This window comes from Paenarthrobacter sp. 22069, assembly GCF_052046035.1.
Classification (GTDB): domain Bacteria; phylum Actinomycetota; class Actinomycetes; order Actinomycetales; family Micrococcaceae; genus Arthrobacter.
The window spans coordinates 18,230-43,659 of sequence record NZ_JBQEQF010000024.1 but is presented as its reverse complement, the minus strand read 5'-3'; the positions used below and the strand labels follow the sequence as shown (position 1 = coordinate 43,659).

Below are 25,430 nucleotides of genomic sequence, written 5' to 3'. Positions count from 1 at the left end.
CATCCTCGCCGCGGCCGCCGGTGCAGCAATGGCCGGGGTTGCCTTAATGGCAGGTCCGGTCCAGGCGGCACCCACCTCCGCCCCCAGCCGGGGTCAAAATATGTTGCTCTCGGGAGTTCATATGCGGCCGGCGCCAACGTCGGTCCTGCCGACCCCACGGACGGCAACCAGTGCGGCCGAACCCTCAGCGCCTATCCCAGCCTCGTCGCCAAAGCCCTCAACCTCAACCTTGCCAGCGCCGCGTGCGGCGGAGCCACCACCGAGAACATCACCACGACCCCTCAAAAGTCGGGAAACCATACCTTAGGGCTGCAAATTGACGCGGTCGGTGCAGACACTGACCTCGTGACGATCACCATCGGCGGTAACGACGTAAGTTACGTCAAGAACCTCATCGCCGAATCCTGCATTGGGGATCTTGCAGCCAATCCTTCAAGCCCGCTAAGCAACTACATCAAGCCCTTCGGACTCTGTACCCCAACCTCGGACGACGCCGTGCTGGCAGCCCTGGCACCAATGGAAACGAAAAGCGTTGGATTGGCAACGGCACCAACGGTGACTACCTTCTGATCTGGGCCCGGGACACCGCGGACGGACAGATTAAGGGTTTCATCGTAGAACGCGGGGCACCGGGCTTTTCCGCCACCGCCATCGAGAACAAGATATCCCTGCGCACAGTACAGAACGGCCATATCCGCCTCCACGGCGTTCAGGTACCCGAAACCAACCGCCTTCCCGGGGCCCACGGCTTCAGCGCCGCCAACAAGCTGCTGCTCAACTCTCGGGTCTGGGTAGGCTGGCAGAGCGTCGGTCAACAACTGGCAGCCTTTGACGTCGCCCGCGCGTACGCCATGAGCCGCTACCAATTCGGACGACCAATCGCTTCCTTTCAGTTGGTTCAGGAACCGCTGTCCCGGATACTGGGCAATGCGAGCATGTCACTTTCCCTCATGATTCAGCTCGCCCGGCTGCAGGCAGGCGGCGAGCTGCGAATGGAACACGCAGCAATGGCCAAGGCCTCCTGTACCACCCGAATGCGCGAATCCGTCGCCTTGGCCCGCAACATCCTTGGCGGCAACGGCATTACTACGGACTTTGAGATCGCTAAGATTTTCTCCGACGCAGAAGCGATTTACGCATACGAAGGTAGTTACGAAGTGAACGCGCTCATCGTGGGGCGAGCGGTAACGGAAATATCCGCCTTCTGATCCGCGGTGAGTTGCTCCCTGCGCAGATCCCAGCCGCCCGAGAAAGCTCCTTTGGAGAGTTTCCGTGACCAGCCTGGACAGTGCTTGCGCGGTCCACGGGCCCGGGATCAACAACCTCGTGCGCGTCGCCGGGCTCGGCGTGGACACTTACGGCCTGCGGCAACAGGACTTTTCCATCGGTATCTTCCTTGACGGCGCGAGGGCGGCTCTTCAGAGGGGCAACGGGTATACCGGCGGCTCATGACGATGGCCTGGGCCGGGGAAGAAGATCGAGGGCCCCATCAGGACGCTGACAAAAGAACTCTTCAGCGGTTCCCGTGCTGCACTTTCACGGTTCGTAGTGCGGTGAAAAATGCGCGAAAACAGAGTAGCCCTCTTCCCGAGACATAATTTGCCGCGGTAGTGCACCCTCAGCCGACAGCCAAAGTAGCGTGCTGTCCGGCATTACTACCTCTACCGTTCCGCTGCGGACAAATCGTCCGTCTTTCCAAATTTCCACACGCTGCCCTAGGGCACGCTGCCAGTCTGGTTGCAGGTGGAGGTCCATCTTTCTCCTATTGCTTTATCGGGTCTATTGTCGGGAAGCCTTCCTCCAGGACGAAGGCCTGGGGAGCGTTGCCAGCATGAGCCCCGGATTGCTCAGGCACCCCGTACTCATGCCTGCATTCCGCATCTCTGACGGGAAGGGCACTGTGGCTCAGGCGGCGTATTCCAAGATCTTGATATCAACCCTGATGTTGCCGCGGGTGGCATTTGAGTAGGGGCAAACCTCATGTGCTTTGGCAACCAGGGCCTCAGCGGTGACCAAATCCAGGGCCGGCAATGCGATCTCGAGTTCAACCGCGAGCCCAAATCCCGCAGGACCATCCAACTGGCCGAGATGAACCTTGGCGGCCACGGCGGAGTCAGTAAGGTCGGCGCGCACCTGGCGCGCCACCAGGCGGAGAGCAGAGTGGAAGCAGGCGGCATAACCGGCAGCGAACAGCTGTTCGGGGTTGGTTCCGCGACCGCTGCCACCAAGCTCGACAGGGCTGGCGAGGCTGACGTCAAGTTTCCCGTCGTTGCTGCGCGCGCTCCCGTCCCGTCCCTCTCCGGAGGCTAGGGCTTCTGCAGTGTAAAGAGGCTTCATAAGGTTGTTTCCGTTCTGTAGGCGATCAGCAGGATCGACTGAGCAGGACAGGTCCCGCGTCGCCGCGTCAGGTGTTCACGGGGTGGGGAGCAAAGAGGTTCCAGGCAAGACCCTCGGTGGTCCCGGCGGCACAGAGGGGAGTGGGCCGATGCCAATGCAGATAGCTGGCAAACGCTCGACATTAATTATTGAAAGGATTCAATAAAAGCGCAAGTCCGTCATCGGCCCGCTCCATATGGCCAAGCAACGCGATCGTGACCGTGCGCTTAGACTAACGAAGCCACTCGGTCACCTGATCCCTCGGAGGCCTCGGGGTCGACGGGTCTGGGAATTCGTACACCGGCCGTGCGCTCGATGGCGTGGTCAAGGCGGTCATCGATGCTTGCCACAAGGCGGACAACGAGAGCTTCCAGGTGCTGGAAGTCGGCGTCATCCCAGTCTCGAAATATCATCTCGTAGGCCTCCCTCGAGACGGCAACGATGCGCTCGGCTACTTCCCGCCCTGCCGGGGTCAGCCCCACCACGCTCTGCCGGCCGTCCTGAGGATCCGCCATCCGCCCGACGAGTCCCGCGAGCTCAAGCCGCCTAACAATCTTGCTCACGTTTGAGCGGCCCGTGCCAATCGCGTCGGCCATGTCTGTAGGGCGGGCCGTAGTGCGGTAAATCAGCTGATTGAGCAGTAAAAATGCCGGCATGTCACCAGGCAGGGGAAACGCGCTCCGAACCAGAATGCTCTCACGTACCGCCGTGGAGTTCATTGCCGTGACGAGAGCTTGGAGGGCGATGGAAAAGTCAGCTCCGCGCCCATGCAGGAGGGGCACGCGGCTCAACTCAACGCCTCGCAGGTCAATACTCTCTTGTGGTCTCCTTGCCATGGCTTCATTATGCCGGTGCCAACGACATCTCCAAATGATTGTCCTCAAGACAATCAGGGTGTACAGTGATCTGCGTCGCAATCATTGAGTCGTTTCAATCCCTGTGATCGGAAGCTCCGATCCCTCATTTCTTTTTCTTCAAAGGAGAAGCTCGTGTCCCAGCTCGCATCAGACCGCAGGGTCCGCCCCTGGTGGACAGCGGTTGTCTCGGGGATGGCCTCGTACATAGATGCCGCCGCCATCGTCAGTTTCGGCACCGCCATGGTTCTGTATCAGGCTGCTATTGGCCTCACCCCCGGCGAGATCGGACTTGCCTCCGGCGGCTTGACTCTTGGAATTGCGTTCGGAGCCATCATCGGCGGTCGGCTGGGTGACCGGTTTGGACGCAGGCCGGTATTCACCGTCACCATGGTGCTGATCATTGCGTCAGCCATGGCGTTGGCGTTCGCCGGCTCGTTCCCGGTAATCGTGATTGCGGCCCTGCTGCTGGGCCTGGGCACCGGAGCTGACCTGCCCGTATCGCTCTCCACGATCTCCGAAGCCGCCTCGGATGACAACCGCGGAAAGCTCATTGGCTTCTCCCACCTGCTGTGGGCTGCCGGCATCATTGCCTGCTCTTTCCTTAGCGAAGGTGTCGCGAGTCTGGGTGCACTCGGTGCTCAGATTCTGTTCCTTCATATCGCCGTCGTCGCGGCCTTGGTCCTGGTTGGACGCCTGACCATTCCCGAGTCGGACACGTGGCTGACCGCCCGGGACGAGCGCCGCCGAGGCATCAAGACAGTCCGGGCCGATCGCGCCTCCGTGAAGGACCTGTTGCGCGGCTCCTACAAGACTCCCTTCCTGGCTCTGCTCGGTTTCTATGCCCTCACCAACCTCGCGGCCAACACGGGCGGCCAGTTCGGCTCCTACCTCCTGGTCAACGCCGGAGGAGTAGACCTGCAGACCGCCACGCTGATCGGCCTGCCCTTCATCCCGCTGGGTATCGTCGGTGCGCTCTGGTTCATGAAGATCGCCGACTCATCCAAGCGCTTCACCTATTTCAAGATCGGTGCGATCTGCTGGGTTGTCTCCCAGCTGGTCTACGTCTTCTTCGGCATCAGCCTGACCACCGCGATCGTTGCCGGACTGATCGGGCTGGTTGGCAGTTCATTCGCTTCCGAGGGAATCATGAAGGTGTGGACGCAGGAGCAGTTCCCCACCCTCCTGCGCACCACCGCCCAGGGCACCATCATCGCCGTCGCTCGCTTGTTCGCCGCGGCCCTGGCCACGGTAACCCCACTTCTGGTCGCGTTCAGCCCGAGCATGTTCTACCTCTTCCTGGCCATCGTGATTGCAATCGGCTGCGGCATCGCCTGGAAAGTGTTCCTCACCCGGGACCGCCACGACGAATTCGACACCGAAACGCAGAAGGACTTGGAGCCAGTGGGGGCCTGAGCGCCAAATCAAGCCGAAGAACTGGCCCAGCGCAGATCTCCCACTAAACGCGACCAGAAGCGGGTCCCCTCATGGTGAAAACACCAGGAGGGGACCCGCATTCCAATTGGGTAGCGTCCGGCAAAGGCGGACTAACGTCTAAGACCCGGGTCAACCCGGGGCTTGGTTCAACACCAAAAGAAGGGACCGCCAGTCAAGTCCTCGATAAAGATTCAACGCCGAGCATGGCCATGGCCGAGCCGCGTTTCTGCCTGGACGGACGGCTGGCCGATGGCCACTTCCTAAACTGCACTCACCGAGGGGACGATCCAATTCGCCAACGGCACTCTGTAGCAGACCCCTGAAAAGCGAGGCAAATCGGATGCAGCCAGCGCAAAAGCCGTGCATTTGACGCGATGCGTCCTGCATGGAGGCAATGCGTCTGCGCCGGCTGAGCTGTGACAAGGTGTCTGTGAGACCGTACGTCCTCTCCGCCATCAAGCTGACAGACGCCACAGCGGATGCCCAAACGCTCTCTGCCCCTACCCACATTGAACCGGCATTCCCTAGCCAGGTTCCGCCTCTTGCGCCAACCACCAGGTTTTCAACATCAAATGCAGTTCACACTGTTGAGCAAACGTGCTCGCAGCAAACGGCCCAATTTGAAGGTCTGTAAACAATTGCATACTGAGCTGCGACGCAGCTTGGAGCTCTTCCGGCAGAGCTCCTTCGAAAGGACCTCTTAGAGTCGAATGCCGCTATTTTCGACGCAGGCCTGTGCTTTGGCGCACAACAAGTTCGGGAGTGAACACCACGGAGCGGTGCTTAGAGTTTTGTGATCCGACCTCTTCAGTTAGGAGTTCGATAGCGGTCCGGCCCAGCGCCTCTGTTGGCTGGCGGATGGAAGACAGCGGCACCACCGCGGAGACGGCGAAGTCGATGTCGTCATAACCGATCAGGGCCACGTCCTCGGGGATCCGGAAGGTGTGGGTCATGGTCATGGACTGCATGACGCCCAGCGCCAGGAGGTCGTTGGCACAGAAAATGCCCTCCGGCAGCTCCTTCCGCCCCCGCTCCACCAGCATGTCGCCCACGCTGCGGCCAGCCAAAACCGTCTGGCCCTCGGCATCCAGCACCTCAAGCGTGGCGTCAGCTTCCTCCGCCACGGCCCGCAGGGCCCCCTGCAGGCGGTCCGCCACCTGGCGAATGGACGCGGAACCACCAACAAAGGCGAGCCTACGGCGGCCGGTATCCAGCAGGTGCCGGGCAGCGAGGTACCCTCCGGCGTCGTCATCCACGGCAACGGAGCTGAACGTGGACGCGTCAGCCAGCCGATCCACCAACACCGTGGGCACCCCGCGCTCCAGGAGGAGATCCAAGCGCTCGGTGACATCGCCGACAGGCGAAATCAGCAGGCCCTGGACCCGCTGTTCCTGGAAAAGGTCAATGTACTTTGCCTCCCGGCTGGCGTTGTGGCCGCTGTCGCCCAACAGGACCGCACTTCCCTGTAGTGCAGCGGCGTCCTCAGCGGCCCGCACAACCGAAGTGAAGAAGGGGTTGCCCACGTCCAGGACGATGAGTCCGATGGTGCGGCTGTGGCCCGCGCGGAGCTGTCGCGCCGCGTCATTGCGGACGAACCCCAACTCGTCGATGGCACGCAGGACCCGCTCCCTGGTGCGCTCAGACACTCGGTCAGGATAATTCAGGACATTCGAAACAGTGCCCACAGCAACACTGGCGTGGGTGGCTACATCCTTAACACTGGCGGTGCGGTTCATGAATCTCCGTAATGGTGAGTTTGCGGGTTTCTTCCCGGCCTTGGTCATCCGCAGGTCTTCGCATACTTGACACCTGGTCACTTCCAAGAGTACTTTGAATCGACATAATGAAACGATTCAACGCGCGGGAGTTGAGGAGTTCACAGGATGCGCCGGACGTTGAACAGTGTTCGCAGGTGTACACGATCAAGCTTGCGGACGACGCTCCAAACGAGGAGGGCCTGGTCCTTGAACCGTCCTGACCCAAACCGGCCGGCCTCCGCAGAGTCCTCCGTCTGACAGGCGTAGGCTTCCTGCCCTACACGCTCAGTGCCGGGGCCGGACTGGGCCCCGGCAAGACCACCACAGCATTACTAGACACCGGAAAGAACCATCATGAATGACGTAGCAACGGCGCTGGGCAGGCTCGGGGAGCTTGCCATCGAGGTCCCCTCGTGGGCCTATGGAAATTCAGGCACGCGGTTCAAGGTGTTCGGCACACCGGGTACGCCGCGGACCGTCCAGGAGAAACTGGCGGACGCCGCCAAGGTCCATGAGCTGACCGGCCTGGCCCCGACTGTGGCCCTCCACATTCCGTGGGACAAGGTGGACGACTATGCCGCCCTCAAGGAGTACGCGGCCGGCGTGGGCGTGGGCCTGGGCACTATCAACTCCAACACGTTCCAGGATGACGAGTACAAGTTCGGTTCCCTGACTTCCTCCAACGAGGCTGTCCGCCGCCGCGCGATCGACCACCACCTGGACTGCATCGACATCATGCACGCCACGGGTTCGCAGGACTTGAAGATCTGGCTGGCGGACGGTACCAATTACCCGGGCCAGGATGACCTGCGCGGCCGCCAGGACCGCCTGGCCGAGTCCCTGCAGGAGATCTACGCGGCCCTGGGTGAAGAGCAGCGCCTTGTGCTGGAGTACAAGTTCTTCGAGCCCGCTTTCTACCACACCGACGTTCCGGACTGGGGCACGTCCTACGCCCAGACCCTGGCCCTGGGGGAGAAAGCGTTCGTCTGCCTGGACACCGGCCACCATGCGCCGGGCACCAACATCGAGTTCATCGTGATGCAGCTGCTGCGCCTGGGCAAGCTGGGATCCTTCGACTTCAACTCCCGCTTCTACGCCGACGACGACCTCATTGTGGGTGCCGCGGACCCGTTCCAGCTCTTCCGCATCATGCACGAAGTGATCCGCGGCGGCGGGTTCGGCAAGGACTCCGGCGTGGCCCTCATGCTGGACCAGTGCCACAACCTGGAAGAGAAGATCCCGGGCCAGATCCGCTCCGTGCTGAACGTCCAGGAAATGACGGCCCGCGCGCTGCTGATCGACACCGCGGCCCTCAACGAGGCCCAGCGTGCCGGGGACGTCCTGGCCGCCAACGGCATTTTCAACGATGCCTTCTACACCGACGTGCGTCCGGCCCTGGCCGAATGGCGCGAATCCCGCGGCCTGCCCGCCGACCCGATCGCTGCCTACAAGGCCAGCGGCTACCAGAAGAAGATCAACGAGGACCGCGTGGGCGGCCAGCAAGCCGGATGGGGCGCATAAAGAGTTATGACGAACAAGACTGTTGAAGAGCTGATTGCCCGTTCCAACCGCCTGGGCGCGGACAAGCGGAACACCAATTACGCCGGCGGCAACACCTCGGCCAAGGGCTCCGACAAGGATCCCGTGACCGGTGAGGACGTCCAGCTGCTGTGGGTCAAGGGTTCCGGCGGTGACCTGGGCACCCTGAAGGAGCAGAACCTTGCGGTGCTGCGGCTGGACCGGCTGAACGCTTTGAAGAACGTCTACCCCGGCGTCGAGCGTGAGGACGAGATGGTGGCTGCCTTCGATTACTGCCTCCACGGCAAGGGCGGCGCCGCACCGTCGATCGACACCGCCATGCATGGGCTGGTGGACGCCGCGCACGTGGACCACCTGCACCCGGACTCCGGTATCGCCATCGCGACGGCGGTGGACGGCGAGGCGCTGACCACCAAGATCTTCGGTGACAAGGTGGTGTGGGTGCCGTGGCGCCGTCCCGGGTTCCAGCTGGGCCTGGACATCGCCGCGATCAAGGAGGCCAACCCGCAGGCCATCGGCACCATCCTGGGCGGCCACGGCATCACCGCCTGGGGCGCCACCAGCGAAGAAGCAGAGCAGAACTCGCGGTGGATCATCGAGCAGGCTGAGCAGTACATCGCCGAGAACGGCAAGTCCGAGCCCTTCGGTGCCAAGCTCCCCGGCTACGCAGCCCTGCCCGAGGCTGAGCGCCGTGCGAAGGCCGCGGCCCTGGCACCGGTGATCCGCGGCCTGGCCTCCACGGACAAACCGCAGCTGGGGCACTTCAGTGATGACGCCGTCGTCCTGGACTTCCTCGAAGCCGCCGAACACCCGCGCCTGGGTGCCCTGGGTACCTCCTGCCCGGACCACTTCCTGCGCACCAAGGTCAAGCCGCTGATCCTGGACCTGCCGGCCGACGCCAGCGTGGAGGACTCGATCTCACGGCTGCACGAGCTGCACGCGGACTACCGCGAGGACTACCAGGCATACTACGACCGCCACGCGGACGAAAACAGCCCGGCCTTGCGCGGGGCGGACCCGGCCATCGTGCTGGTTCCCGGCGTGGGCATGTTCTCCTTCGGCGCGAACAAGCAGACCGCACGGGTTGCCGGTGAGTTCTATATCAACGCGATCAACGTGATGCGCGGTGCCGAGGCGATCTCCACCTACGCCCCGATCGAGGAAGCCGAGAAGTTCCGGATCGAGTACTGGGCGCTGGAGGAAGCCAAGCTCGCCCGGATGCCCAAGCCCAAGTCGCACGCCACCCGGGTGGCGCTGGTGACCGGCGCCGCGTCCGGGATCGGCAAGGCCATCGCCACGCGGTTGGCGTCCGACGGCGCGTGCGTGGTCATTGCCGACCTGAACCTTGAGAACGCACAGAAGGTCGCCGAGGAGCTGGGCGGTGCCGACGTCGCCGTCGGCGTGCAGGCGGACGTCACGGACGAGGCGCAGGTCGCGGCAGCGATCGACGCCGCTGTCCTTGCCTTCGGCGGCGTGGACCTGGTGGTCAACAACGCCGGACTGTCCATCTCCAAGCCGCTGCTGGAAACCACCGAAAAGGACTGGGACCTCCAGCACAACGTCATGGCCAAGGGCTCGTTCCTGGTGGCCAAGGCCGCCGCGAAGGTCATGATCGCCCAGGGCATGGGCGGGGACATCATCTACATCTCCTCCAAGAACTCGGTGTTCGCCGGGCCCAACAACATCGCCTACTCCGCCACCAAGGCAGACCAGGCCCACCAGGTCCGCCTGCTCGCGGCCGAACTGGGCGAGCACGGCATCCGCGTGAACGGCATCAACCCCGACGGCGTGGTCCGCGGCTCCGGGATCTTCGCCGGCGGCTGGGGCGCCAAGCGCGCCGCGGTCTACGGCGTGGACGAGGAGAAGCTGGGCGAGTACTACGCCCAGCGCACCCTGCTCAAGCGCGAAGTCCTGCCCGAGCACGTGGCCAACGCCGCCGCCGTTCTCACCAGCAACGAACTGTCCCACACCACCGGCCTGCACATCCCCGTGGACGCCGGCGTCGCCGCAGCCTTCCTCCGATGAGCGCGGCACACAACAGCCAGTCCGCTCCGGCTCCGGCCGGGGCGGATTCCGCTGCCACCCTTGGCGTATTCGCCGCCATCGACATCGGCGCCTCTTCCGGCCGCGTCATCCTTGGCCGGGTAGCCGAAGGAGGGGTACAGCTGGAAACCGTCCACCGGTTCCCGAACGGGGTGGCGGAAATCGACGGCGGACTCCGCTGGAACTTCGAAGCCCTGTATGCGGAGGTGCTTGAGGGACTCAAGGCCGCGGCCGCGGTGGCAGCCGTGCAGGGCGAGACCATCGCCAGCCTCGGCATCGACACGTGGGCGGTGGACTACGGGCTGGTGGACAAGGCCGGCCGGCTGGTGGCCCAGCCATTCAGCTACCGCGATGAACGCAGCCGGGCCGCCGTGGCACCCGTGCACGCCAAACTGGACCCGGCCCGCCTGTACCAAACCACTGGCCTGCAGTTCCTGCAGTTCAATACCATCTACCAGCTCGCCGCCGAACGGGACCTGGCCGGGCTGCAGACGCTGCTCATCCCGGACCTGATCGCGTTCCGGCTGACCGGCAAGCGCCGGACGGAGGCCACCAACGCCTCCACCACCGGCCTATTCGACGCCGTGGCGGGGGAGTGGGCCACAGAGTTTCTCACTGCCCTTGGCCTGCGAAAAGACCTGTTCCCGCCGCTGATCCAGCCGGGCGAGGCCTACGGCACGCTCCTGCCGGGCATCGCCGAGCAGGTCGGCCTGCGGCCGGACACCGAGGTGGTGGCCGTGGGCTCACACGACACCGCCTCGGCCGTCGCCGCGGTCCCCGCTCAGGAGGAAAACTTCGCCTACATCTCGTCCGGCACCTGGTCGCTGGTGGGGCTCGAGTTGAAGCACCCCGTCCTCACCGAGGCCAGCCGGGAAGCGAACTTCACCAACGAACGCGGTGTGGACGGCACCATTCGCTACCTGCGCAACATGGGCGGCCTGTGGCTGCTCACCGAATGCCAGCGCACCTGGGCGTCCGCCGGCATGCAGCACGACCTTGCCGCCCTGCTGGCAGCCGCGGCCGCGCTGCCGGATGGCGGCCCCAAAATCAACCCTGATGACCCCTACTTCATCGCCCCGGACAACATGCCCGAGCGCATCCGGGCGGCGGCCCGCCTGACTGGCGCGGTGCTGGCCGATGATCCGGCGGCCATCACCCGCTGCATCATGGACAGCCTGGCCACAGGCTACGCGCGGACCCTAGGCGAAGCCGAGCGCCTGGCTGGCAAGTCCGTCGACGTGGTGCACGTGGTGGGCGGCGGCTCGCAAAATGCCCTCCTGTGCCAGCTGACCGCCAACGCGACGCGGCGCCCAGTCATCGCCGGCCCCGTCGAGGCCACAGCGCTGGGCAACGTGCTGATGCAGGCCCGGGCCGCAGGAGCCTTGGCGGGCAGCCTGGCTGACCTGCGGGCCCTTGTCAGCGCCGGCAGCAGCCTGACGCGCTACGAGCCCGCCGAACTTCCCGTCACCACCTCCCGGAAATGAACCCATGAAAATCGCACTCTTCGCCACCTGCATCGTGGACGGCATGTACCCGCGTGCAGCCCAGGCTACCGTGGAGGTCCTGGAACGGCTGGGCCACGAGGTTGTCTTCCCCAAGGCACAGGCCTGCTGCGGCCAGATGCACGTCAACAGCGGCTACTTCAAGGAAGCCGTGCCCGTGGTGGCCAACCACGTGCGCGCCTTCGAGGCGGAGAACTACGACGTCGCCGTGGCACCCTCCGGATCCTGCGTCGCCTCAGTGAAACACCAGCACCCCATGGTGGCCCGGCAGGCCGGTGATGCCGGGCTCGAAGAGCGGGCCGTCGCCGTCGGAAAGAAGACATACGAACTGTCCGAACTCCTGGTGGACGTTCTGGGCGTCACCGATCCTGCTGAGCAGCTGGGTTCCTACTTCCCGCACACGGTGACGTACCATCCCTCCTGCCACGGTATGCGGCTGCTCAAGCTGGGCGACCGGCAAGCCGGGCTGCTGCGCGGCGTCAAGGGCCTGGAGCTGGTAGACCTCCCCGAAGCCGACCAGTGCTGCGGCTTTGGTGGGACGTTCTCGGTGAAGAACGCCGACGTCTCCTCAGCGATGCTGGCAGACAAGACGGCGAACATCCGCAGCACCGGGGCGTCCGTCTGCGCCGGGGGTGACTACTCCTGCCTGATGCATATCGGTGGTGGCCTTTCCCGGCAGGACGCGGGCGTGGCCACGCTGCACCTGGCCGAGATCCTCGCCAGCACCGAAGCCGAACCCGTCACCGTTCCAGGACCCGCCGGACAAACCGTGAAAGTGGTGGTCAAATAATGTCCCGCACACAGCTTGGCATGCCCGGCCTGCGCCCCGGCTCCGGGAACCTCTTCGCTGAGGAAAATTCCCCTCGGCGGCCCGGCGGGAGCTCGGCAACACCCAGCTACGGAGGAACCTGAAACACGCCACCTCCACCATCCGCGGCAAGCGCCTGGCCGTCACCGGGGAGCTTCCGGACTGGGAGGAACTCCGCGAGGCCGGCAGCGCCCTGAAAACCTCGGTCATGGCCCGCCTCCCTGAGCTGCTGGAGGCCTTCGAAGCCAACGTCACCGCCCGCGGCGGAATTGTGCACTGGGCCCGTGATGCGGACGAGGCCAACAGCATCATCCACGACCTGATCAAGGCTGAGGGCGTGGACGAGGTAGTCAAAGTCAAATCCATGGCCACCCAGGAAATCGGCATGAACGAATACCTGGAAGAACACGGCATCGCCGCCTACGAGACCGACCTTGCCGAGCTGATCGTCCAGCTGGGACACGACAAGCCCAGCCACATCCTGGTCCCCGCCATCCACAAGAACCGCACCGAGGTCCGGGACATCTTCCTCAAGGAAATGCCCGGCGTCGACCCCGGATTGACCGATGAACCGCGCCGCCTTGCAATGGCCGCCCGCGCGCATCTGCGGGCCAAATTCCTCACCGCCAAGGTGGCGATCTCCGGAGCGAACTTCGGCATCGCCGACTCCGGCACCCTGGGCGTAGTGGAGTCCGAGGGCAACGGCCGGATGTGCCTGACGTTGCCCGAAACCCTCATCACCGTGATGGGCATCGAGAAGCTCCTGCCCACGTTCTCCGACCTCGAGGTCTTCCTGCAGCTGCTGCCCCGTTCCTCAACGGGCGAGCGGATGAACCCCTACACCTCGCTGTGGACCGGCGTCACCGAAGGCGACGGTCCCTCGAAATTCCACGTCATCCTGCTGGACAACGGACGCACCAACGCCCTGGCCGACGAATTGGGACGCTCGGCGCTTCACTGCATTCGCTGTAGCGCCTGCATCAACGTCTGCCCGGTCTACGAACGCACCGGCGGCCACGCCTACGGCTCCACCTACCCTGGCCCCATCGGCGCCATCCTCTCGCCGCTGATGACCGGCGTCGAGGCGGAAGAGAACGGCTCGCTGCCGTACGCCTCCTCGCTCTGCGGGGCCTGCTACGACGCCTGTCCGGTGAAGATCAACATCCCGGACATCCTGGTCCACCTGCGTGGCAAGGACGTGGACGCCCACCGTGGCGGTCTGCCCTCCCAGATGGACGTGGGCCTGAAGGCAGCCTCCTGGGCGCTGTCCTCCGGAGGCCGGCTCGGCGCCGTCGAAAAGCTCCTGCCCCTGGGGCGCGCAGCCGCGGGGCGGGACAAGAAAATTAAAAAGCTGCCCGGCATCGCCGCCGGCTGGACCCAAAGCCGGGACATCCCGGCGCCACCGGCACAGTCCTTCCGTGACTGGTGGGACAAGGAGCACAAGAAACCATGAGCACCCGCGAACACATCCTCGCCGCAGTCCGGACCGCCCTCAAGGATGCACCCGCCGTCCCGGACATCCCGCGGGGCTACCGGCTGGAGGGGGAAGCCGACGCGCAGCAGCGCATCGAGATCCTGGTGGACCGGCTGGAAGACTACAAGGCCGGCGTCACGGTGGTGGACGAAGACGCAATCCCCGCCACCATCCAGTCCATCCTCGCTGGCGCCACCACGTACGTGGCCCCCGCCGGCCTGGACCCGGCCTGGCTCGCTTGGGAAACGGACACTTCCCGGACGATTTACGACGGCGGTGCGCATGGCCCACGGTCCGTCACCGAGCTCGACGGAACCGACGCCGTCGTTACCGGCAGCGCGGTGACCGTGGCCGAATCCGGAACCATCATCCTGGACGGAAGCCCGAACCAAGGCCGCCGCGCCATCTCGCTCATCCCCGACCACCACATCTGCGTAGTCCGCAGCCAGGACATTACCGCGATCCTCCCAGAAGCCCTCCGCAAGGTGGACGGCACAGCACCGCTGACGATGATCAGCGGCCCCAGCGCCACCTCCGACATCGAACTTGAACGCGTGGAAGGTGTCCACGGCCCCCGCCGCCTGGACGTCATCATCGCACGGTCGTAGCAAGAGCACCCGGGGCTGGGCCTGCAACACAGAGATTCGTACTCCTGAGAACCCGTTGCTTTACGGGGCAACCGGCTGGAGACTGCTCATAAAGGCCCGACCCATTATCCTGTCGGGGACGCCGCCCAGTTAGCTCGCGAGAGCCTGGCGTNGGGGCAGGACGCCAGGCTTTTGTTTTCTGCCCGTGGTGAGGGCAGTTCAGGCAGTGGCCGCCATAGTGACCTCGAAGCTGTGCCTTCCTGATCCGATGGTTTTGGTTGTGCCGTCAGGGAGCACCACGTCAGCTGTTACGCCTTCTGGGACAAGTGCCTCCACCGCGAGGCGTTCGCCGTCGCGCGACCAGCCGCATGTGGCCGGGCCGTGGGGAGTGTGCAGGGTTGCTTTGGCGTAATCGAGACCTGGTCCGGGTATGGGTTGCAGCAGTAACCGTGAGTAGCCAGGTTCGGCCGGCCGGAGGCCGGCGACATGGGTGTAGAGCCAGTCGACGACGGCGCCGAGGGCGTAGTGATTGAAGCTGGTCATGTCCCCGGGGTTGATTGTGCCGTCCTCGAGCATCGAGTCCCAGCGCTCCCAAATGGTGGTGGCACCCATGCTGACGGGATACAGCCAGGAGGGGTTGCCGGTTTCCAGGAGCAGGCGGTAAGCCTCCTCGACGTGTCCGGTTTCGGAGAGGGCCCGGTTGATGAAGGGCGTGCCTGCGAACCCTGTGGAGATCCGATACCCAGCGTCTCGAACCAGCTCGGCGAGCCGATCACCGGCTGGTTCCAACAGAGTTTCGGGAAGCAGCCCGAAACAGATCGCCAGGGTATAGACCGTCGTGCAGTCTGAGGTGATCCTTCCGGCCGCGTCGACATACGCGTCGTTGAAGGCTGTGCGTGTGCGAATCGCCAACTCCTGCCACCGTTCGGCGTCACCGATTTTGCCAAGCAGCGCGGCGGTCTTGGCGGCGAAGCATGCTGAGCGGTAGAGGCAGGCCGTTGCTACGACGCCGGGATCGGCCTTGGCCTTCCATGGTTCGTCGGGTGCGGCATCAGGGTCAAGCCAGTCGCCGAACTGGAAGCCCTGATCCCACACCCCGTTTTCACTGAGCCGCGGCAGCACGGATTCAAGGTGGAGGACCATACCGGGATAGTGCTCGGCCAGCCGGGTGCGGTCGCCGTAGGCGTCCCAGAGCGCTTCCGGGACCCAGACAGCCGCATCACCCCAGATGGTCTTTGGCCCCGCTACCAGTTCTTCAATTTCTGCATGCTCTTCCGGGTAGTTGGCGTACTTGAGCACGTCGGGAACAACGTGGGGCACCCCGTGCTTGCCGTGGCGGGTTTCTTCGGCGAGATCGAGCAACCATTTGTGCAGGAAATCTGCGGTCTCGAACTGGAACGTTGCGGTAGCAGCGTAGGCAGCAAGGTCTCCGGTCCAGCCGAGCCGCTCGTCCCGCTGGGGGCAGTCGGTGGGCACGTCAAGAAAGTTGCCCTTCTGACTCCAGACAGAATTGTTGACCAGCTGGTTGACCAGCTGGTTTGAGCACTCAAACCAACCGGTGCGGCGCATTTCGGAATGGACCACGATGGCTTCGATGTTCTCGGTGCTAAGACTGCCGGGCCAGCCGGTAATCTCGGCGTACCGGAAACCATGGAAGGTCAGGGTGGGCTCAAACGCGTCCAGTTCCCCGGAGAGCACAAAGGTGTCGGTAGCCTTGGCTGCGCGCAGGGGACGGGTCCCCAGTTCATTGTGCTCGAGGACTTCGGCGTGCCGGATGGTTATTTCGGTGCCGGCGGGGCCCTGGACCTGGAAGCGAAGCCAGCCGACAAGGTTTTGTCCGAAGTCCACCAGGGTGCGGCCGGCCGGAGAGGTCCAGATGCGCTGCGGGCGCAGCGTTTCCTGACGCACCACCGGCGGGCCGACCTGCTTTATCAGGGTGGACCGGTCGAAATCTACGTGGTGGATTTCCAGGGCTGTCCCGGCGCCGCGGAGCCGGGCGTCTATTTTTTGTCCGTTGTAGAGGCTGTTGTCGGGGATGTCGCTGGTGCGCGCACTCCAATAGTGGTCTGTGACGATCTTCTGGGCGGTCCCGTCGGAGTAGCTCAGTTCAAGCTCACCGATAAAGCCAATGTCTTCGCCGTAGTTGGCGTTGGCATTCTCGAAGCCCAGGTCACCGCGGTACCAACCGTTGCCCAGTAGGACCTGCAGCTCGACGCCGTCCTGAACCATATGTGTGACGTCGACCTCCTGGACCTGCAGACGCCATTCGTAGGAGGTCCACCCAGGCGACAACAATGCGTCTGAGACGGGCTGGCCTCCAATGCGGGCTTCGTACACGCCGTGGGCGGTGGCACGCAAAGTTGCCCTCTGGAGGGGTCCGGCCTGCTTATCGAGCGTGATGGTACGGGCCAGTATGACGGCGGCGCTGCGATCAGGACCGGCGGTGATCATTGTCGCGGTTTCGAGCATGGGGGTTTCCTTAGGTAGGCCAGTGTGAGCGCGGTTGTCAGCCCCGTGCGAATGGCCGGAACGGCCCCCTGGATGACCAGGAGGCCGTTCTGCGGCTTGCTGCAGGACGTTTTAGAGACATGCTTGGCGGGCTGGTGTCAATCCCGCTGCGGGGGGTGGACGTCTTGCCCCGAGCGCTTTGGTTGCATCGCGAGATCTATGACGTCGGGACCGCGTATTTGTTGACCTGGTCAGCACGCTCTGTTTCCACGTCAACTGTTTCGAGGAGCGCCGTTACTTTCTCGTCGATATCGAAATTGGTCTGTCCTGCCTTTTGGGCGAAGTTGAGGAGGGTGGGAAGTGGCATGGATCCGAAGAGCCGTGCTGTTTCCTCGTCCGCAACCAGGCCGGCGCCCTGTCCCATTTCGGACATTGCGGCCTGCAGTACGCCCGCGCTGATAGGGCGGCTGAGCCATTCCTCCAGGGTTGAGTTTTTGTCCAGGGGAACGGGGGGTGCCGGAACCTCGAGTGTTATGTCAGTGCTCAGGGGCAGGTCCTGGGAGTTGAATCCGGCCTCAATCCGGAATGTTCCCGGTTCCACCGTCCACCCCGCGCGGCCCCAGAAGGCAAATGCCCGGGCGTCCAGTTCGATTCGGACGGTGCGGCGTTCTCCGGGTGCCAGGTGAACTTTCTCGAAGCCTTTCAATTCCCGCAGCGGTCGCTGAACGGAGGATTCGAGGTCGCTCACGTAAACCTGGGCGACATCGGAGCCGGGGCGGGCACCCGTGTTCGTGATGGTGAATTCCACTATTGCCCGGGCAGTTGCGGCGTCGGGAACTGAAACTGAAAGGTTGGAGTATTCGAAGGAGGTGTAGCTGAGCCCAAAGCCGAAGGGGAAGGCTACTGCCCGGTCGGTGGCGTCGTACCAGCGGTAGCCCACGAAGACGCCCTCGCCGTAGCGGACGACACCATCGTTGCCGGGCCAATTTACGTGCGCGGGGGTGTGCGCCAGAGAGTGGGGGATGGTTTCGGCGAGGCGTCCACCGGGTTCGGATGCGCCAAAAATGATGTCAGCCGCTGCGGAACCGGACGCTTGTCCGCCCAGCCACGTCTCGAGGATTGCGGGGGCAACCCCGGACACTCCGTCGAGTGTTACTACGCCACCGTTACTCAGAACAACTGCGACCTTGCTGTTTACAGCCGCAATCGCTTTCAGAAGAGCGAGTTGAGCTTCCGGGAGCCCCAGGTGTGTCCGGTCGAAGCCCTCGGACTCCTCAGCCGCGGGCAGGCCGAGGAAGAGCAGGACCACGCTGGATGTGGCAGCCAGGGCTACTGCTTCTTCGTGGAGAAGCTGGTTCGTCGTACCGTCCAGGGTGAAGCCGGGGGCGAATGCCACCTGTCGGTCTGTGGCGTCGATGATTGCCGTGAGCGCATCATCGAGTTGGACCGGGTTGATGTGGGAGCTGCCGGCGCCCTGATACCTCGGTGTGTGCGCGAACTCCCCGATAACTGCGATCGGACCGCCCCGTGCGGGGTCCAGCGGAAGGAGGTCGCCATCGTTGGCCAGCAGCACGGTGCTCTCAGCGGCGATCCTGCGGGCGAGGTCGTGGTGCGCGGCGAAGTCCACGGCCCCGGCATCCGCCCTGTCGGTGAGGAGCCGATCGTGAACGGTCAGGACCCGGGAGACCGCCTTGTCGAGAGCGGATTCATCCAGCTTTCCTGAGCGGACGGCTTCCACGATGCGCTGCGGGCTTCGATCGCCTGTGCTGGGCATTTCAAGGTCAAGACCGGAGCTGACGGATGCGACTGGATCCACTACGGCGCCCCAGTCAGAGACGACATATCCGTCATAGCCCCAGTCACCCCGGAGTATCTCCTCCAGCACCCGTGAGTTCTGGGACAGGAAGACACCGTTGAGCCTGTTGTAGGAGCACATGATGGTTGCCGGCTGGGCGCTACGGACAGTGTTCTCAAATGCCGGCAGATAGATCTCGCGCAGGGTCCGTTCGTCGACCTCCGCGCTGATGCGCATCCGATCTGTTTCCTGGTTATTGGCAGCGAAGTGCTTAAGGGAAGCACCTACCCCAACCGACTGGATGCCGTTGACCCAGGCAGCTCCGAGAGCGCCCGAGAGCAGGGGGTCCTCCGAAAAGTACTCGAAGTTCCGCCCGCACAGAGGAGAGCGCTTAATGTTCACTCCTGGCCCCAGGAGGATATCGACACCCAGTGCTCGGGATTCGGTGCCCAGCGCGCGTCCCATTTCCTCGAGCAATTCAGGGTTCCAGGTCGACCCTGTCGCGGCAGCGGTCGGGAAACTGGTCGCGGGCTCGCTTTCGTTGATGCCGAGATGGTCAGCTGATGCTCTCTGCATGCGGACCCCGTGGGGACCGTCGGTCATCGTGACGGACGGGATATCGAGCCTTTCAACGGCTCGTGTTGTCCAGAATGAACCTCCGGAAACAAGTCCGGCCTTCTCTTCCAGGGTCAGTTCAGAAACAAGGCGATGCATGGTAAAGCCCTCCTGCTGAGTGTGTCAGCGGAATTTTTTGATGGAATGGTGGTCAGCCCAGATGGAACCGCACCTACCGGCTGGACGTGTTTCGGTAGTTGGTGTGGTCAACGTCGTTCCTGCGGGGGAGGAGCGGCAGGGTCTTCTTACTCCGGTACGGTTGCCAGAAGTCGCCGTCGTTCGTCCCGCCGCCTGGCTTGGCGGTCGGGGTCTGCTATAGGCGCGGCCATCATGAGGCGTCGCGTGTACGGGTCGGCGGGTTGTTCGGTCACCTGGTCGATGTCCCCGTGTTCCACGATTTCCCCTCGGTACATCACCGCGACGTCATGGCTGATATAGCGGACGGCCCCAAGGTCGTGCGTGATAAAGACGTATGCCACCCCAGTGCTTTCCTGAATTTCGATGAGCAGGTCGAGGATTTTCAACTGTGTAGAGAGGTCCAGGGCGGAGACGGCCTCATCACAGACGATGACTCGCGGGTCGACAGCGAGGGCCCGTGCGATGGCAATCCGCTGCCGCTGCCCGCCTGAGAACTCGCGTGGAAGGCGGTCACCGGCATCGGCGGGCAGGCCCACCCTGTCCAGCAGCGACCGTACGGTGGCGGAAGCATCACGCTTGGAGGCCCCGCCTCCTACGAGGGGTTCGGCCAGGATGTCGGCGATCCTCATGGAGGGGTTGAGGGATGAGTAGGGGTCCTGAAAGACAACCTGGATCTCACGGGAGAGCCGGCGCTGGTCGGCGCGGGATCGGCGCGTGATGTCCTCGCCGTTGTACGTGATGGTGCCGGAAACCGGCGTTACCAGACCGACGACTGCGCGACCGAAGGTGCTCTTGCCTGACCCGGACTCGCCGACGAGGCCGAGGGTGCGGCCGGCGTCCACGGACATCGAGACACCGTGCAGGACGCGGTGGGGTTTGGTGCGCCATCCGGGGCGCGGGTACTCGACGACGACGTCTTTGGCGTTGAGCAGGTGGAGATCATTCACTGGAGGGCCTCCCTGGCGGAGCGGGACGGTCTGCCTTCGAGGCTGGCCTCAAGCAGAGAGCGCGTGTATTCATGCTGGGGCCGGGCGAAGATGTCGCGGACGGCTGCTGTTTCAACAATCCGTCCTCCCTGCATGACGGCGACGGTGTCGCAAATGTCGGCAACGACTCCAAAGTTATGGGTCACGAGCAGCATGGCGCAGTGGGATTCGCGTTGCAGTTCACGCAGAAGGTCGAGCACTTCAGCCTGCACCGTGACGTCGAGGGCGGTCGATGGTTCGTCAGCGATAATGAGGTCGGGTTCTGTCGCCAGAGCACCGGCAATAAGTACGCGCTGGGCCATTCCGCCTGATACTTGGTGGGGGTAGCTGGCCATGACTCGCGCGGGATCCGCGATTCCGACCCGGTCCAGCATTCCCTTCATCTTTGTTGCTGCCTGCGCACGGGACATGTTGGTGTTCGACCGCAGGCGTTCGATGAGTTGATTACCGATGCTGAACATGGGGTCAAGGTTCGTCATGGGTTCCTGGGGTATATAAGCGATCTTCTTTCCCAGAATGCCCCGCATTTCGCCCGGTCCCAGCCCATTGATCTGGAGACCGTTGAACATGATGCGTCCGCCAGATACAAAGCCGCCTTCTGGCAGGAGCCCGAGGATGGCAAGTGATGTCTGGGTTTTTCCGCTGCCGGACTCACCGACAAGGCCGAGGACTTCGCCGCGTCGGATAGAGAGGTTGACCCCGTGAACGACTTCCTTGGTGGCGGACTTGGAGATTCCGTAACTGACCCGGAGATCTTCAGCGGCGAGAAGTTCGTTCGGATCGTCCATGACGTCCATGGAAGCCTGAGTGGCCTCACGCTGCTGCCGGCGTGCTGCGCGGACTGCTGCCGGGGAAACGCGGACTACATCGCCTTCTTCGAGGACATCGCGGATCGAGTTGCCGATCAGGGCGGCGGCACCGGCAGTGAGGCCGATCATCAGCCCGGGCCAGAGGATCTGCAGCGGGGAGGTGTAAATGGACCGGAAAGCATCGGAGAGCATGACGCCCCAGCTTGGCAAGGTCGGGTCACCCAATCCCAGGAAGTCGAGACCGGCTTGGATCACAACGGCGATGCCGACTGCGCCAGCGATCTGGATCAGCAGCGGGCCCCGCACCACCGTCAGAATGTGACGGAACAGGATGCGCGCCGGGCTGATCCCGAAGACACGAGCGGCGTCCACAAATGCCTCGTTCCGGACAGCGCGGACGTTCGTGCGGGTCATCCGGTAGAAGCCCGGGGAGAGCAAGACACCGAAGATGGTCATGGAGATCCAGATTGAACGGCCAAGGGCTGCAGCGCTGGCCATCAGGATGATGATCCCGGGAAAAGCCATCAGGGCGTTCGAAATCCAGTTGCCAATGGTGTCGAACAAGCCGCCCCGGTAGCCGGCCACAAGGCCCAAGCTGACACCCAGAACGCAGGCAACCACCAGAACAATGGCACCGGACAGGAGGCTGGCCCTACCGCCCCAGAGCAGGCGTGCAAGGACGTCGCGGCCAACGCCGTCCCCGCCGAGTGGGTGCGCCGCGCTGGGTGGCGCGAAGACCAGGTTCAGCGAGGTGAAGTTCGGGTCATAGGGGCTCAGCAGGGGTGCCGCCAGGCTGGCCACGATGATGATGAGAAGGACGACCGCTGACCCTGCACCGAGCGGGTCACGGAGGAACCGCTCAAGGGCGGTGCGGCGTGTTCGGGTCTCCGAAGCCTGGGTGCCAGTTGCTGTACTCACGAGATTCGCACTTTCGGGTTGAGGATGCCGTTGGCAATATCGACGAGGAGATTGACGACGATGACGATGATGACCATCAGCACCACGACGCCCAGTACCAGTGGCAGGTCTCCTCGTGCCGTTGCCTGCTCTGCTACCGACCCGATGCCGGGAAGGGCGAAAATCTTCTCAATGATGACGGCGCCGCCAAGAAGCCCTACGAGTTGAAGGGAGAGAACGGTGAGCCAGGGCGGGGCGGCGCTTCGGAGCGCATGGCGGAAAAGGACGCTGCGTTCGCTGACACCCCCTGCTCGAAGAGTACGGATGAAGTCCGAGCGGAGCACGTCGATAAGTGATCCACGCAAAGTCTGGGCCAGCGCGGCCACGGATCCGATGGCCAGTGACGCGACCGGAAGGGTGATGGTGGACAACCATCCTGCGACCGACGTGTTCGGCGCAATGTATCCGGTCGCCGCAAACACGTGTGCCTGGACTGCAAGAGTCGAGACGAGGAGCAGTGCAACCCAGAAGCCAGGCAGAGCAAAACCCACGATGGCGGCGATCTGCACAGCCCGGTCAACCCAGCCGCGGTAGACGGCTGCGGCGACACCCAGGAGTGTGGACAGCACAGCGGTGACGATGACGGTGCAGATGACCACGGACAGCGTCACTGGCAGGCGTGAGGTAAGAATGTTGGTTACCTGTTCGCTGCCAAACCAGGACCGACCCAGGTCGCCGGTGACAGCATGGCTTAGCCAGTCGCCGAAGCGAGTCCAGAACGGCGCGAGCAGGCCAAGTTGTTCGGCCCGCTGGTGTACCTGCTCCTCGGTGGCCAGAGGCCCAAGAATGGTGCGGGCCACGGCCTGCCCACTGGTGAGATTCAAGAGGCTGAAGGTAAGAAGGGAAACGACAAACAGCAGCACCAGGCTCGCTAGGGCACGCTTTACGAAGAAGATGATCATGATGTTCCCGGGGGTATGAGATGTCGAGCGGGGAGCCGCAGCTGTCCTGCGGCTCCCCGCTCCGCCGGATCAGCTGGCGGGCTTGAAGTTGTAGATGCTCGGCAGGGTCTGCTGGTACTGCATCTCCACGCCAACATGATCAGCCTTGAAGGCGTACGGGGATGCGAGGCGGTACCAGGGTGCGAACCAGGCGTTATCGACGAGGTAGGTGTTGACCTTCTTTACCGCAGTGGCACGGGCGGCATCGTCGGCGGCGAACTGCACATCCTTGATCATGGCCTCCAGTTCAGGCGTCTGATCCTTCAGCGGGTTCCACGGGGCGTTCGGGGCCACGAGCTGGTTGATCATTTCCCAGCCTCCCTTGGCGCCCAGCTGCATCGGGTTAATAGCGCTCTTGCCCGAGAACATGGTGCTAAGGAAAGCGTTGATGTCCTGCGTTTCCCAGGTCACGCGGATGCCGGCTTCTGCCAACTGCTGGGCGTACACCGACAGAACGTCAGCCGGAGTAACCGATGCCGCCACCATGGTGATGTCGATCCCGTCCGGGTAGCCCGCATCAGCGAGCAGCTTTTTCGCCTGCTGCGGGTCATGGCTGTACTTCTTGTCCAGTTCCGGGACGTACCCTGGGTCCTCCGGGCTGAAGATCTGCGTGGTGACGGTGCCCAGGCCCTTCTGCAGCGTCTGGAGGAGTGCTTCCTTGTCCAGCGCCATGTTGAATGCCTGACGCACGCGCACGTCACCCAGAGGCTTCGAGAGCTTGCCGGTGCGGTCGAACATCATAAACCCGGCCCAGTCGCCTTCCACGGTGTCAACCTGTGCGCCGGATCCCTTGAACTGATCAAGGTTTGTAACCCCTGCAGGCCCGGCATCGATCTGACCGGACGCGAACGCGTTGGCCATGGCGGAGGGGTCGGTCAAGACGCGGATCTCGATCTTGTTGAACTTGACCGCGTCCTTGTTCCAGTAATTGTCGCGCGCTATGTAGGTGTAGATGCTGCCCGAGGTGGTGGCCGAGGTGTCGAGCTTGTATGGCCCGGATCCCGCCGGCTCGGTCGCGAGTGAGGGGTTGTCGAAGGACGCGGGGCTGACCTGCAGGCCTGCGACCGTTGTCAGGTAGGAAGCGAGAGCCGGGTTCGGCTGCGCCAGGGTAAGTGTGACGGTGTCAGCGTCGGTAGCTGCGACGTTGCTGACGTCGGCCAGCATCGAGGCCTGAGGGCCGCCCCTGGACTTGAATCGATTCAGATTGTCGGCAGCGCTTTTGGCGTCAAACTTGGTTCCGTCGCTGAATGTCACGTCGTCCCGCAGGTCGAGGGTGAGCTGGGTCTTGTTGTCGTTGTACTTCCAGTCCTTGGCGAGCCATGGCTGGATGTCGCCATTGGGGGCCCGGTGGAGAAGGGAATCGTAGACCGGCTGTGCCAGCTCCAGGGCGTTGCCGTTGTTTTCGATCTGCGCCGGGTCGAAGGACGCGGGTGCAGCACCGACGCCGAGTTTCAGGGTGGTCGTGGCCTCGCCGCTGCTGGGGGTGCCGCCGCCACCACTGCACGCCGAGAGGGAAAACATAACGGCTGCAAGGGTAAGGACGGTGCCTGAGCGCACCAGATGTGCTTTGGGTTTCATGGGAACTCCTTTGTCCAGGGTCACGCGATGTGGCGCTGGACACAAACACTAAATTGAAACCTTCCAAAAATCAACCACCGGTAGGATTTCGTTGCTGGGGAGTAATATCGGAGCCATGTCACCACCCAGGGGTCCTTACGCAAAGACGGCGGATATCCGCGAAACCGTACTCGACACAACCCTTCGGATGGTTGATGAAATCGGCTACGAAGATCTCACCTTCACCGCAGTGGCCAAGGAGTGCGGGATGAGCAAGGCCGGCCTCCTATACCACTTCGATTCATGGCATGAGCTTCTGCTGGCAGCGCTTGAGCGGCGCCGCAACCTTGACGCCGACCGGATAGCCAACACTCCGAACTTGAGCGATGCTTTCGCGCTTACCTTCGAGCACAACTCTCAGGTGCCAGGTGCCGTGGCCCTGTTCACGGCCATGGCGGGGCACGCTGCCGCGTCCCCAAAAACCGATTCCGCGGGTCGCCAATTTTTTGAGCGCCACTACCAGGAGGCCACCGCCGAATTCACCCGGATCGTGAGTTCGGAACAGGAACGCGGTCTTATGGATCCCGATGTTGACCCAAAGACAGTCGCGCGCATCTTACTGGCGGTGTCGGACGGCCTCCAGATTCAATGGCTTCTGGATCCCGGCATAGGAATGGCGGAGCATTTCAAGGTGCTCGGCAAGCTAATGGCTGGAGGGTTCCGCGAAAACCCACCAGCGGTTGAAATTCGCGCTGAGCCGGGATAACCTCCTCGTTACGCATACGAGACAAAGGGGTACCATCGGCA

The 25,430-nt window shown here is 63.4% G+C and carries 19 protein-coding genes and 2 pseudogenes; 12 read left to right on the top strand and 9 right to left on the bottom strand.

Going from position 1 to position 25,430, the window contains the following annotated elements; all coding sequences use genetic code 11:
- Window positions 1-111: 111 nt before the first annotated feature.
- From ACTJK0_RS17835 to ACTJK0_RS17825, 3 genes and pseudogenes are all read left to right on the top strand, one after another.
- A pseudogene (locus ACTJK0_RS17835) lies at window positions 112-570 on the top strand (GDSL-type esterase/lipase family protein); the annotation flags it as partial.
- A complete protein-coding gene (locus ACTJK0_RS17830; protein ID WP_440746106.1) occupies window positions 471-1,208 on the top strand; it encodes an acyl-CoA dehydrogenase family protein in 738 nt (245 codons plus the stop codon). The pseudogene ACTJK0_RS17835 and the gene ACTJK0_RS17830, both read left to right, overlap by 100 nt.
- A 64-nt stretch (window positions 1,209-1,272) precedes the next feature.
- Window positions 1,273-1,452, top strand: a complete 180-nt coding sequence (locus tag ACTJK0_RS17825; RefSeq protein ID WP_440746093.1) for a hypothetical protein — start codon at window positions 1,273-1,275, stop codon at window positions 1,450-1,452.
- A gap of 453 nt (window positions 1,453-1,905) precedes the next feature.
- On the opposite strand, the gene ACTJK0_RS17820 is transcribed toward ACTJK0_RS17825, so the two are convergent.
- Together ACTJK0_RS17820 and ACTJK0_RS17815 are read right to left on the bottom strand one after the other, a co-directional pair.
- Window positions 1,906-2,337 (bottom strand): organic hydroperoxide resistance protein, encoded by a 432-nt coding sequence (locus tag ACTJK0_RS17820; protein WP_440746092.1) that lies wholly within the window; start codon window positions 2,335-2,337, stop codon window positions 1,906-1,908.
- Between the two features lie 266 nt (window positions 2,338-2,603).
- On the bottom strand, window positions 2,604-3,032 hold the full coding sequence (locus ACTJK0_RS17815; RefSeq protein ID WP_440746105.1) for a MarR family winged helix-turn-helix transcriptional regulator: 429 nt from the start codon (window positions 3,030-3,032) through the stop codon (window positions 2,604-2,606).
- Between the two features lie 333 nt (window positions 3,033-3,365).
- Between ACTJK0_RS17815 and ACTJK0_RS17810 the strand changes: the two genes are divergently transcribed.
- Window positions 3,366-4,646 carry an MFS transporter gene (locus tag ACTJK0_RS17810; protein ID WP_440746091.1) on the top strand — a complete coding sequence of 427 codons (1,281 nt, stop codon included), beginning with the start codon at window positions 3,366-3,368 and terminating at the stop codon, window positions 4,644-4,646.
- Window positions 4,647-5,383: 737 nt separating this feature from the next.
- On the opposite strand, the gene ACTJK0_RS17805 is transcribed toward ACTJK0_RS17810, so the two are convergent.
- Complete coding sequence (locus ACTJK0_RS17805; protein ID WP_440746090.1) at window positions 5,384-6,403, bottom strand: LacI family DNA-binding transcriptional regulator; 1,020 nt, start codon at window positions 6,401-6,403, stop codon at window positions 5,384-5,386.
- Between the two features lie 107 nt (window positions 6,404-6,510).
- On the opposite strand from ACTJK0_RS17805, the gene ACTJK0_RS17800 reads away from it, so the two are divergent.
- From ACTJK0_RS17800 to ACTJK0_RS17770, 7 genes and pseudogenes are all read left to right on the top strand, one after another.
- Window positions 6,511-6,645 carry a hypothetical protein gene (locus tag ACTJK0_RS17800; RefSeq protein ID WP_440746089.1) on the top strand — a complete coding sequence of 45 codons (135 nt, stop codon included), beginning with the start codon at window positions 6,511-6,513 and terminating at the stop codon, window positions 6,643-6,645.
- A 133-nt stretch (window positions 6,646-6,778) separates the two neighbouring features.
- Window positions 6,779-7,945 carry an L-rhamnose isomerase gene (rhaI, locus tag ACTJK0_RS17795; protein ID WP_440746088.1) on the top strand — a complete coding sequence of 389 codons (1,167 nt, stop codon included), beginning with the start codon at window positions 6,779-6,781 and terminating at the stop codon, window positions 7,943-7,945.
- Between the two features lie 6 nt (window positions 7,946-7,951).
- Window positions 7,952-9,988: a bifunctional aldolase/short-chain dehydrogenase gene (locus tag ACTJK0_RS17790; protein WP_440746087.1), complete on the top strand. Its 2,037-nt coding sequence runs from the start codon at window positions 7,952-7,954 to the stop codon at window positions 9,986-9,988.
- On the top strand, window positions 9,985-11,490 hold the full coding sequence (locus tag ACTJK0_RS17785) for a rhamnulokinase (protein ID WP_440746086.1): 1,506 nt from the start codon (window positions 9,985-9,987) through the stop codon (window positions 11,488-11,490). Before ACTJK0_RS17790 ends, ACTJK0_RS17785 begins: the two co-directional genes overlap by 4 nt.
- Window positions 11,491-11,494: 4 nt before the next feature.
- Window positions 11,495-12,298, top strand: coding sequence for a (Fe-S)-binding protein (locus ACTJK0_RS17780; RefSeq protein ID WP_440746085.1), 804 nt, complete (start codon window positions 11,495-11,497; stop codon window positions 12,296-12,298).
- Window positions 12,298-13,769, top strand: a pseudogene (locus ACTJK0_RS17775) (LutB/LldF family L-lactate oxidation iron-sulfur protein). Before ACTJK0_RS17780 ends, ACTJK0_RS17775 begins: the two are co-directional and overlap by 1 nt.
- Window positions 13,766-14,398 (top strand): LutC/YkgG family protein, encoded by a 633-nt coding sequence (locus ACTJK0_RS17770; RefSeq protein ID WP_440746084.1) that lies wholly within the window; start codon window positions 13,766-13,768, stop codon window positions 14,396-14,398. Before ACTJK0_RS17775 ends, ACTJK0_RS17770 begins: the two are co-directional and overlap by 4 nt.
- Before the next feature lie 198 nt (window positions 14,399-14,596).
- Here the strand turns inward: ACTJK0_RS17770 and ACTJK0_RS17765 are convergent, their stop codons facing one another.
- The 6 genes from ACTJK0_RS17765 to ACTJK0_RS17740 form a co-directional block, all read right to left on the bottom strand.
- A complete protein-coding gene (locus tag ACTJK0_RS17765; protein WP_440746083.1) occupies window positions 14,597-16,846 on the bottom strand; it encodes a family 78 glycoside hydrolase catalytic domain in 2,250 nt (749 codons plus the stop codon).
- A 196-nt stretch (window positions 16,847-17,042) separates the two neighbouring features.
- Window positions 17,043-19,334: a beta-glucosidase gene (locus tag ACTJK0_RS17760; protein ID WP_440746082.1), complete on the bottom strand. Its 2,292-nt coding sequence runs from the start codon at window positions 19,332-19,334 to the stop codon at window positions 17,043-17,045.
- 146 nt (window positions 19,335-19,480) lie between these two features.
- Complete coding sequence (locus tag ACTJK0_RS17755; protein ID WP_440746081.1) at window positions 19,481-20,320, bottom strand: ATP-binding cassette domain-containing protein; 840 nt, start codon at window positions 20,318-20,320, stop codon at window positions 19,481-19,483.
- Window positions 20,317-22,086: a dipeptide/oligopeptide/nickel ABC transporter permease/ATP-binding protein gene (locus ACTJK0_RS17750; RefSeq protein WP_440746080.1), complete on the bottom strand. Its 1,770-nt coding sequence runs from the start codon at window positions 22,084-22,086 to the stop codon at window positions 20,317-20,319. Before ACTJK0_RS17750 ends, ACTJK0_RS17755 begins: the two co-directional genes overlap by 4 nt.
- On the bottom strand, window positions 22,083-23,027 hold the full coding sequence (locus ACTJK0_RS17745) for an ABC transporter permease (protein WP_440746079.1): 945 nt from the start codon (window positions 23,025-23,027) through the stop codon (window positions 22,083-22,085). Before ACTJK0_RS17745 ends, ACTJK0_RS17750 begins: the two co-directional genes overlap by 4 nt.
- A gap of 69 nt (window positions 23,028-23,096) precedes the next feature.
- Window positions 23,097-24,644 (bottom strand): ABC transporter substrate-binding protein, encoded by a 1,548-nt coding sequence (locus tag ACTJK0_RS17740; RefSeq protein ID WP_440746078.1) that lies wholly within the window; start codon window positions 24,642-24,644, stop codon window positions 23,097-23,099.
- Window positions 24,645-24,759: 115 nt separating this feature from the next.
- Here ACTJK0_RS17740 and ACTJK0_RS17735 point away from each other — a divergent pair, with 115 nt between their 5' ends.
- The gene (locus ACTJK0_RS17735; RefSeq protein ID WP_440746077.1) at window positions 24,760-25,389 is read left to right on the top strand and encodes a TetR/AcrR family transcriptional regulator; all 630 of its coding nucleotides are present in this window, start codon (window positions 24,760-24,762) and stop codon (window positions 25,387-25,389) included.
- The last annotated feature ends 41 nt before the right edge of the window (window positions 25,390-25,430 follow it).

What these genes read in the sequence shown, in the direction of transcription:
- ACTJK0_RS17790 (WP_440746087.1), top strand. Translation starts at nt 7,952, where the DNA reads ATGACGAACAAGACTGTTGAAGAGCTGATTGCCCGTTCCAACCGCCTG.
- ACTJK0_RS17800 (WP_440746089.1), top strand. Translation starts at nt 6,511, where the DNA reads ATGAAACGATTCAACGCGCGGGAGTTGAGGAGTTCACAGGATGCGCCG.
- ACTJK0_RS17785 (WP_440746086.1), top strand. Translation starts at nt 9,985, where the DNA reads ATGAGCGCGGCACACAACAGCCAGTCCGCTCCGGCTCCGGCCGGGGCG.
- ACTJK0_RS17745 (WP_440746079.1), bottom strand. Translation starts at nt 23,027, where the DNA reads ATGATCATCTTCTTCGTAAAGCGTGCCCTAGCGAGCCTGGTGCTGCTG.
- ACTJK0_RS17760 (WP_440746082.1), bottom strand. Translation starts at nt 19,334, where the DNA reads ATGCATCGCCTTGTTTCTGAACTGACCCTGGAAGAGAAGGCCGGACTT.
- ACTJK0_RS17765 (WP_440746083.1), bottom strand. Translation starts at nt 16,846, where the DNA reads ATGCTCGAAACCGCGACAATGATCACCGCCGGTCCTGATCGCAGCGCC.
- ACTJK0_RS17770 (WP_440746084.1), top strand. Translation starts at nt 13,766, where the DNA reads ATGAGCACCCGCGAACACATCCTCGCCGCAGTCCGGACCGCCCTCAAG.
- ACTJK0_RS17735 (WP_440746077.1), top strand. Translation starts at nt 24,760, where the DNA reads ATGTCACCACCCAGGGGTCCTTACGCAAAGACGGCGGATATCCGCGAA.
- ACTJK0_RS17780 (WP_440746085.1), top strand. Translation starts at nt 11,495, where the DNA reads ATGAAAATCGCACTCTTCGCCACCTGCATCGTGGACGGCATGTACCCG.
- rhaI (WP_440746088.1), top strand. Translation starts at nt 6,779, where the DNA reads ATGAATGACGTAGCAACGGCGCTGGGCAGGCTCGGGGAGCTTGCCATC.
- ACTJK0_RS17820 (WP_440746092.1), bottom strand. Translation starts at nt 2,337, where the DNA reads ATGAAGCCTCTTTACACTGCAGAAGCCCTAGCCTCCGGAGAGGGACGG.
- ACTJK0_RS17805 (WP_440746090.1), bottom strand. Translation starts at nt 6,403, where the DNA reads ATGAACCGCACCGCCAGTGTTAAGGATGTAGCCACCCACGCCAGTGTT.
- ACTJK0_RS17815 (WP_440746105.1), bottom strand. Translation starts at nt 3,032, where the DNA reads ATGCCGGCATTTTTACTGCTCAATCAGCTGATTTACCGCACTACGGCC.
- ACTJK0_RS17740 (WP_440746078.1), bottom strand. Translation starts at nt 24,644, where the DNA reads ATGAAACCCAAAGCACATCTGGTGCGCTCAGGCACCGTCCTTACCCTT.